Annotated in this window: 5 protein-coding genes; all 5 read right to left on the reverse strand. The window is 45.6% G+C overall.

The genetic code is table 11. From position 1 onward, the window contains the following. On the reverse strand, positions 1-863 hold an 863-nt coding region (locus W234_RS0103970), incomplete at its 3' end, for an IS30 family transposase (protein WP_025644112.1). Between the two features lie 153 nt (positions 864-1,016). Beyond that, positions 1,017-2,834, reverse strand: a complete 1,818-nt coding sequence (locus W234_RS14445) for a FimV/HubP family polar landmark protein (RefSeq protein ID WP_025644968.1) — start codon at positions 2,832-2,834, stop codon at positions 1,017-1,019. A 69-nt stretch (positions 2,835-2,903) separates the two neighbouring features. Beyond that, entirely contained in the window at positions 2,904-4,988 is a 2,085-nt protein-coding gene (locus W234_RS0103980; protein WP_025644970.1) for a FimV family protein, read from the reverse strand. 231 nt (positions 4,989-5,219) lie between these two features. Further along, entirely contained in the window at positions 5,220-6,401 is a 1,182-nt protein-coding gene (queA, locus tag W234_RS0103985; RefSeq protein ID WP_084212613.1) for a tRNA preQ1(34) S-adenosylmethionine ribosyltransferase-isomerase QueA, read from the reverse strand. Between the two features lie 164 nt (positions 6,402-6,565). Continuing rightward, positions 6,566-7,654 carry a DNA polymerase IV gene (dinB, locus tag W234_RS0103990; RefSeq protein ID WP_025644974.1) on the reverse strand — a complete coding sequence of 363 codons (1,089 nt, stop codon included), beginning with the start codon at positions 7,652-7,654 and terminating at the stop codon, positions 6,566-6,568. Positions 7,655-7,938: the final 284 nt, after the last annotated feature.

Genomic DNA, 7,938 nt, shown 5'->3' on the forward strand with positions numbered 1-7,938 from the left:
TTTAGTTTGTTCTCAATGTCCTGTATTTCATTATCAGAGACTTGTCTAAAGTCACAACCCTTAGGCAAGTACTCTCTGATAAGGCCATTGGTATTCTCGTTGGTTCCTCGCTGCCATGACGCATAAGCATCGGCAAAGAAGAAAGGGCTAAAGAGCTTTTGTTTCACCTTCTTATGCTGAGCAAACTCTTTACCATTGTCAGAGGTAATGGTCTTAACCTGCAACCTCACTGGCGCTAAGAGTTCTATCATTGCCTCTGATACTTGCTGTGCTGTTTTATGACCCACACGCTTCATCTTCAGCAGCCCCGTTTTACGTTCAACGAGCGTGACAATCGCTTGCTTGTGATGCTGACCGATAACGGTATCCGCTTCCCAATCTCCAATACGTGAGCGTTCTTCAACAATACAAGGGCGCTCATGAATCGAGACTCTGTCATTGATACGGCCTCGAGTCTCAGCGGTTAGACGCTGCCGGTATGGTTTTCCTTTACGTCTGAGACACTGCCACAATGTACCGCCCTGCCTCTTATCACGCCAAATATAGCGATAAATGCTCATATGACTGATACCAGCATGAACGCCAGATATTTGCTCAGGACTCCAGTTCTCTTTAAGCTTGTCTGTCACCCATGCCCAGAGGTCAGTCACAATAGTTGTGGCGTTGTTAGCCCGTCTGTCACAAGCCTTGTTATTAGCATGCTTTGCTCGGTAACCTCGTAGGCTTTTATTACGCCTAAGCTCTCTTGATATGGTACTGGGACTTCTGTTTAACACCCTCGCTATAAAATTAATACTATGTTTTGCCCCTTTAAGGGCATAAATCTGGTATCGTTCACCTAGGCTTAGATGTGTATAGCTCATGGTTGCAATCTCACTTTGGTCGGTGGATAAAAACTTTGATGCTAGCGCATCTAGGTCTTTTTTTCACCTTGCATTTGGTATTGCACTTCATGTGTTAATCTAAGAAAGAAAAGTAAGGCGGTATGGCTCTATTAAACCAAGCCGCCTATCACTTTATACAGTGCGCTCTAATAGCGTTTGTGCCTGAGCCTGTTGAGCGCTACTGCCTTGCGCAATAACTTCGCTGAGTAAACGTTTGGCGCTATCGTATTCACCAAGCTCCAAATATTTTGCTGCTAAGTCTAGAGTGATTTGTTGATTATCTAAATCATTAACGAAGTCAAAATCCGCGGCAAACTGCGCCGCAAAGTCTGTATTATCTGCTTTGTCCTCTGTGACGACTGGGCTAGCTGTCGTGGCTGCGTCTTCGAAGATAGAATCATCGAGACTAAAATCTTCCTCAAAAGGCGTCTCGTCATCGAACATCAAAGGAGAGTCAGTTTCAGTCGTGCTTGGCTCATTCTTAATAGGCTGCGAATCAGTTAAATCGAAGTCGAAATCATCTAGCTCGGTAGTGAGTGTCTCGATAGAATTGGATGACGCCGTAGAGGATAAGTTTTCTTCTACTGCTAAAGTGCTATTGTCGTTTACCGTCTCTTGGGTGTCTGTTTGTTCTAAACTGTCTAATGATAAAGCGTCTAGTTGCAGCTCGCTTGAGCTATCATCGTCTAAGCTCAAATCCAAGTCAAAACTAGAGACGTCCGCTGTCTCTTCTTCACTCGTAAGATCAGAAGCAGCAAGCTCAGAGTCGCCAATAGTATCAATATTTATGTCGGTGTTCAGGTCGGTGCTTATGCCTGTATCGCTATTTGAAGGGCTATCTGATGCTAGATCATCAAAATCTAGTACAAAATCTTCTTGTAAATTGTCATTTTGACTGTCGGTAGGTTGCAGCGCTACCGTCTCACTGCTCAGGGAATTCGCCGCCGGCTCATCAAAATCAAGGCTAAAGTCTTCATCAAGATTCAATTTATCAGAGCTTACTTCATCAAAGCTCACTTCATTAGAGCGAGCTTCAGCAGCACTAAAATCTTCGCTGATAAGGTTACTCTCCTGACTATCTTTGACAGGTGTAGATGCAGCAGTGCTATCGCTCTCAAACTGCTCGTCTAAGCTCAAAGTATGGCTATCTAAGCCAGAATCGTTAACAGATAGATTGCGGGCTGTATTAGCAGTAGCCTCATCAAAACTTTCACTCTCTAAATCATCTAAGGTCAGATCAAAGATAGCGTCAGCACTGTCATTGCTACTCGTATCATCAGTGATAGTACTCTCATTAAAAGAGCTCGCTGATGGAGCCGAAGATACAAAGTCTAAGTCAGTAATAGAGTCAGTACTCGCCGCAGTTTCTTGAGACGTACTGAATTTATCCTGTTGATGACTCTGCGTTTCATTAGAAACGCTTGCGACATCGAAGTCGAGGCTCTCGTAATCCGCTGCTACTGCCTGCTGCTGATCATTAGCATGGGTATCGTCACGTGCTGCTATAGGCGTCTGAGAATGTTCTTGGTCAAATAGTGCCTTTAGGTCTTTGGCTTGGGCGATAGTAGCGGCATCGCAATGAGCACTGATAGCGTCATAAGTTCTATAAAAATTCTCAGTCTGCGTAGTCAGGGCATAGATGTTGAGAAGCTTGAGTGACAGCTTAGCATCATGAGGCTTTTGGATAAGGCCGCGCTCTAGTACCTCGATTGCTTTGTCATAACGCTGCTGATCGATAAACCGCTCAGCGACAGTCAAATTGTCAAACTTAGTAGCGCCTGCTGTTGCATTGGTATGAGCCGCATCATAGTCGGTAGGCACGCGTCTAGTGCTGGACTGAGCATCGTCTATATGTCTAGCGGTTGGCTGCGCTTTTTGCCTACGCATAATCAACACAGCTATTAGTAAAACAATGATTAGTCCTGCAATGATATATAGCATATTATCCATAATGATTCCTACGACTATTCGTGCTGAGTATAGCAAGCTCAGAGCAAGTGTTGCTAGTCAGCTAAGCGGTTATTGATTGCGTAATTTTTTTAGTCGAGCCTCAAGCTCAGCCAGTTTTTGATTTTGTAGTTGCAGTTTTTGTGTATAACTACCAAGGCTATTATTCATCAGTTTTGTGCGCTGAGCTTGCGTAGCAGTGCGCTGCCGAGACGACTTTAGGGAAGCGAGAACCTCAGCACTTAGCCCATTGCCTGCCGCCGCATCTGCTTTGGTTTGAGTGCCATCAGCTTGACCTTTACCCCCTGGAGCCACTACCGAAAAACGTGCTTGTGGTAGTGTCCGAGTCGTAGGTTTTGCTGTGCTATTAGCCGACTTAGTTGGTTTTGCTTGGGCTATCTGCGAGGATACTGAGGCTACACTTGTAGTATTGTCCGCTATTGCTTTTTCGCTAGATGCTTTAGCAGTTTTTTTATTGGCTCGTAGATAGCGTGCTCGCTGTTCAGATATGGCGGCTTGGATACTGCTTTGTGAGGGTATCACCTCATAATTAGGTAAACGCAACTCGGCATTGGCTTTGAGCTGATCGGCGTCTTGATTGATAAAAGCATTGGGGTTTTGCGTTTTGATCTGACTCATCACCGCTGATATATCAAGATTATTCTGCTCAGCGATTTGCTTGGAGATCAGCCATAGGTTGTCGTTACGCTGTACGGTATAGCTAACCATTTTCTCATTAGCGACTGGCAAGCTATCGGTTGCTGCAGTCTCGCGGCGAGCGCTGATGGTACTGGCAGAAGCGCTATCAGCGGCGTCCTTACTAGTCGCTACAGGCTCAGGCGCTGCGCTATCTGCGGCAGTTGCTAAGTGATCCGCTACTTGACTGTTTAGCTTGGCAGTATCATCTGAGTTCAGCGAAGCCATATTCTCATCGAAACTCAGCGCCAAAGTAGGGCTATCGGTACTATCGACTTTGTTAATAGGGCTATTACGCACGGTAATCTGCCGCGAGACTTGTATATTTAGCGTATTACTATTCGTACTGCTGGTTTTAGCAGTTTTGTTTTCTAAAGAAGGCTTATCATTTGGGGTACGGTTATTGGCTGACGTTTGCGCTAACAAGGTTTGCTGCACGTTAGTCGCCGCATCAGCAGATGCTACCGAAGTTGACGCTTTTACCAAACCTTCCACACTTTTAAGTTTTTCAACACTTTCAACATCTTCAACGCTATTAATGTCTTCAACGCTGATAGCTGTCTCATTACGGTTCGAGATTGGCTGCAAAGCTTTGGCGCTAGAATTGATAGGGATATCGCCGTTAGGGGGACTTGGTTGAGTAGGGCGGCTACTTACACGGCGATTGTTTTTTATATCTAGCGTATTAGTTTTGGCCATCGATGGCGCAGGGTTAGCAGTCGTTTCGAGGTCAAATCTTGACGCCGGCGCTAGCGGTAGATTTGGAGCCGCTACTACGCGCGCAATAGGTAGAGCGCTACTATTTTTGGAATTTGCGGTATTGATGGTGCCTGAATTAGCCGCTGAGCTAGACGGCGCAAATAAAGGCGGCGGCGCTTCGCGTTTAACTGCTAAGGGTTTAGTGCTGCTAGTAGCAACAATGGGCGCTTTTTTGGTGACTGGCGATGTTACAGTTGGCGCTGAAGTCACTGGTAAATTGGGTTTAGGAGCACGAGCGACTATAGGTTTTGCAGATTTTACACGTTCTGAGCGTTTCGCTGGCTGAGCAGAGCCTAGAGGCATCAGCAAGGTTTTTGGCACTGTATTGCGCTGACCATTGTCGTTGATTGCTAATACCACATCGGCAAAAGGCTTTGAGACTGGCTGAGAGGTGCTTATCATCAGCTGTCCGGTGCTAGCAGAAGTAGGGATAAAGCTCACGGACATGGCATCAGTCGGGGTCAATCCTAGCTGTTTATACACCTTAGGGTTGGCCAAATTGGCTGAGAAGTCTGAGGATTCGATGTCAGAGATGCTAATAATAGCGACAAGCGGCTCATGCTGTGCTGAGGTAATGGTTGTTTTACCGATAGTCGCCGCCATGGCTGCTGGCAACAATATAGCGCTGCCCATTGAACACAATAGCGCTGCAGACACTGCATAATGAAGACGAGTCGGTCGATAAGGTAATTGCCAAGCCATGCGCTGCCCTTTGAGTAGCCATTGAGAGTATAGCAAGTTAAAGTCTATAAGGTATTAAGCTGATGCTAATACACCATAAACATATTAACTGAATTATAACGTTAAGCAACATTAAAACGCAGCAATATTCTAGAGTTTTTTAAACTGCGTGCAATAGTCTTACTCAATGGTGCTAAACCTCACCTTACTATGCTAAGCCGATTTGTTCTGGCAAGTGACCTATAGGCCGTCTTAAGCTTTATCCAAAAGCATCGCATCACCATAACTAAAGAAACGATACTGCTGCTCAATAGCATGCTGATAAGCGTGCTCGATAGCCGACTTACCAGCGAAGGCCGCAACTAGCATTAACAAGGTCGATTTTGGTAGATGAAAGTTAGTAAGTAGCCGGTCTATTACTCCAAATTTAAAACCAGGATAAATAAAGATATCTGTATCACCAGACCAACTGGCTAGCGGCTGCCCATTGACTGCCGTCTGCTGATAAGCACTCTCTAGTACTCGAGTGACAGTCGTACCAATAGCAATGACTTGATTGCCATTAGCGTGAGTCTGATTGATCAGATCAGCAGTCGCTTGCGGCAAGTGCGCATACTCGCTGTGCATAGTGTGGTTGAGAAGATTGTCGGCTTTGACAGGGGCAAAAGTACCTGCACCAACATGCAGGGTGACAAAAGCGCTATTGATGCCTTTATCTTTGAGCATTGATAGCACTTTTTCATCGAAATGCAGGCTAGCAGTAGGCGCAGCGACACTGGCAAGCTTGGCCGGGTCGTGAAAGACGGTCTGATAACGAGTGTTGTCAGTTGCATCAGCATGGCGCTCAAAATAAGGCGGTATCGGCAGCTCGCCATAGCGCTCTAAATCAGGCAAAATAGGCGCGGCGAAAGCTAAGATAAATAGGTTCTCTTCACGGCCGACCATAAGTGCTTCGATATGACCATCAGCCAATAACAGCTGCTGCCCAAGCTTAGGTGCTTTGCTGGCTTTGACATGGCATAGCGCTAGATGTGGATGAGTTGTTGCTGCTTTTGCTATGTTGAGAGTATCACTATCGACATCATCGCGCTCAAGTAGTCGCTCGATTAACACCTCAATTTTGCCGCCAGTGTCCTTTTGACCGAACAAGCGCGCTTTCATGACTTTAGTATCATTAAAGACAATTAAATCGCCAGTATTGAGTAGCGCTGGCAAGTCGGTAAATAAATGATCGATCGGTGCAACTGCCGCCTCATCAGTATTAGCCGGTAAATAAAGTAGCTTAGAGGCTGAGCGCTCAGCGAGAGGATAACGAGCGATTAGATGATCAGGCAGCTCATAATCATAGTCGCTGACGCTTAGGTAGTTAGGAGTATCCATAGCTGCTGGTTCATCGGCAGTAGAGGCAGGTTCGGTCAAAATAGTAGGATCCATATTGGTTATGATTCGATCATTAATGAGAGAGATTTTGGCATAATTGTAGCAGAAAGTAGTCTTGAGGGGATAACTTCTAAGTCGTTTGCTAGCTGTTGTATTTGAACCGTCCGTAGAAGGGTAGACAGTGGTAAAAGGGCAAAAAGTATCAGCTAAAACCAAAACTAAAAATCAAATAGATTTAGCTGCGGTAAGCTCTGACTCGCTGGCGCTAAAGAAGAGTAAGTGACGCCGACGAGCCTGATCGGCAGCGTTCGGGCGATATCAGCAAACAGTTTATCAAGCCAATAGTGAGCCGATTCTGCGCTAGTAAACGCGGTGGACAAGGTGTGTGAGCGCGTGATCTGCGTAAAGTCAGCATACTTAACTTTTAAAGTGATGGTATAAGCAATAAGCTGTTTTTTTTGCAATTGACTAAAGGCGTCAGCATTTTGCTCATAAATCTGCGCAAGTAAAGGCGCATCCGCACTCAAGTTATCTCGAAAAGTCGTCTCTGAGCCTACTGACTTGTGTTGCCGCTCGGCTTTAACTTGGCGCAAATCCTTGCCATGGGCAATATCGTAATAAAACTGACCGCGTTTACCAAACTCATTGACCAGTAGCGTCGCCTCAGTACGGCGCAGATCTGCACCAGTACTGATACCTAGCGCATGCATACGCTTAGCAGTGGCCTTGCCAATCCCGTGAAAGCGCTCAATTGGTAGGCTACTAATAAAAGCCTCAGCGTCCGCTGGGGTGATCACGGCGATACCATTGGGCTTATTGATGTCCGAGGCGATTTTTGCCAGCATTTTATTAAAGGACACGCCAGCAGAAGCGTTAAGACCGGTCTGCTCAAGTATCTGCGCGCGTAACCAGTTCGCCATCAAGGTCGCTGAGCCTTTATGAGCACTCAAGCCTGTAACGTCAAGATAAGCCTCATCTAAGGACAGCGGCTCGACTAGCGGGGTCAAGCGATGCATGATTTTGCGAATATCGGCACTAACGGCGCGGTAAACATCGAACCGTGGCCTGACAAAAAGCACCTCAGGACAGCGTTTGCGCGCTTCATAGCAAGACATCGCAGAGCGTACCCCAAACTTGCGTACTTCATAGCTGGCAGCAGCGACCACTCCGCGGCCATTAGGATCACCACCGACGACTAGAGGCTTGCCCCTTAACTCTGGAAAATCGCGCTGTTCAACACTGGCATAAAATGCGTCCATATCTAAATGAATAATTTTGCGCAGAGTCGGTTGGGTTGAGGCAGTCATAGGTACTATTTTACCTTAATTTAAGGATATTTTACGGATCAATATTCTAGATAAGACTCCTTTCATACCAAACTTGCCTTTATTTAAGCTACCGCTCATCGCTATATCAGTACCTTTTATTATAAATTATTCTTTACAGTAGTATATTTGTACTATTCTAAACAGATATCTCATTCGTTATAATTAATATGAAAACTGTGAAGTTATAATCAATAATTATTTAGTTTAGGATCGAGCTAAGTCAAATAGAACTCTAGGTGTTTATTCACCGTTCGACGCATTTT

This window comes from Psychrobacter sp. TB15 (assembly GCF_000511655.1).
Lineage (GTDB): Bacteria > Pseudomonadota > Gammaproteobacteria > Pseudomonadales > Moraxellaceae > Psychrobacter > Psychrobacter submarinus.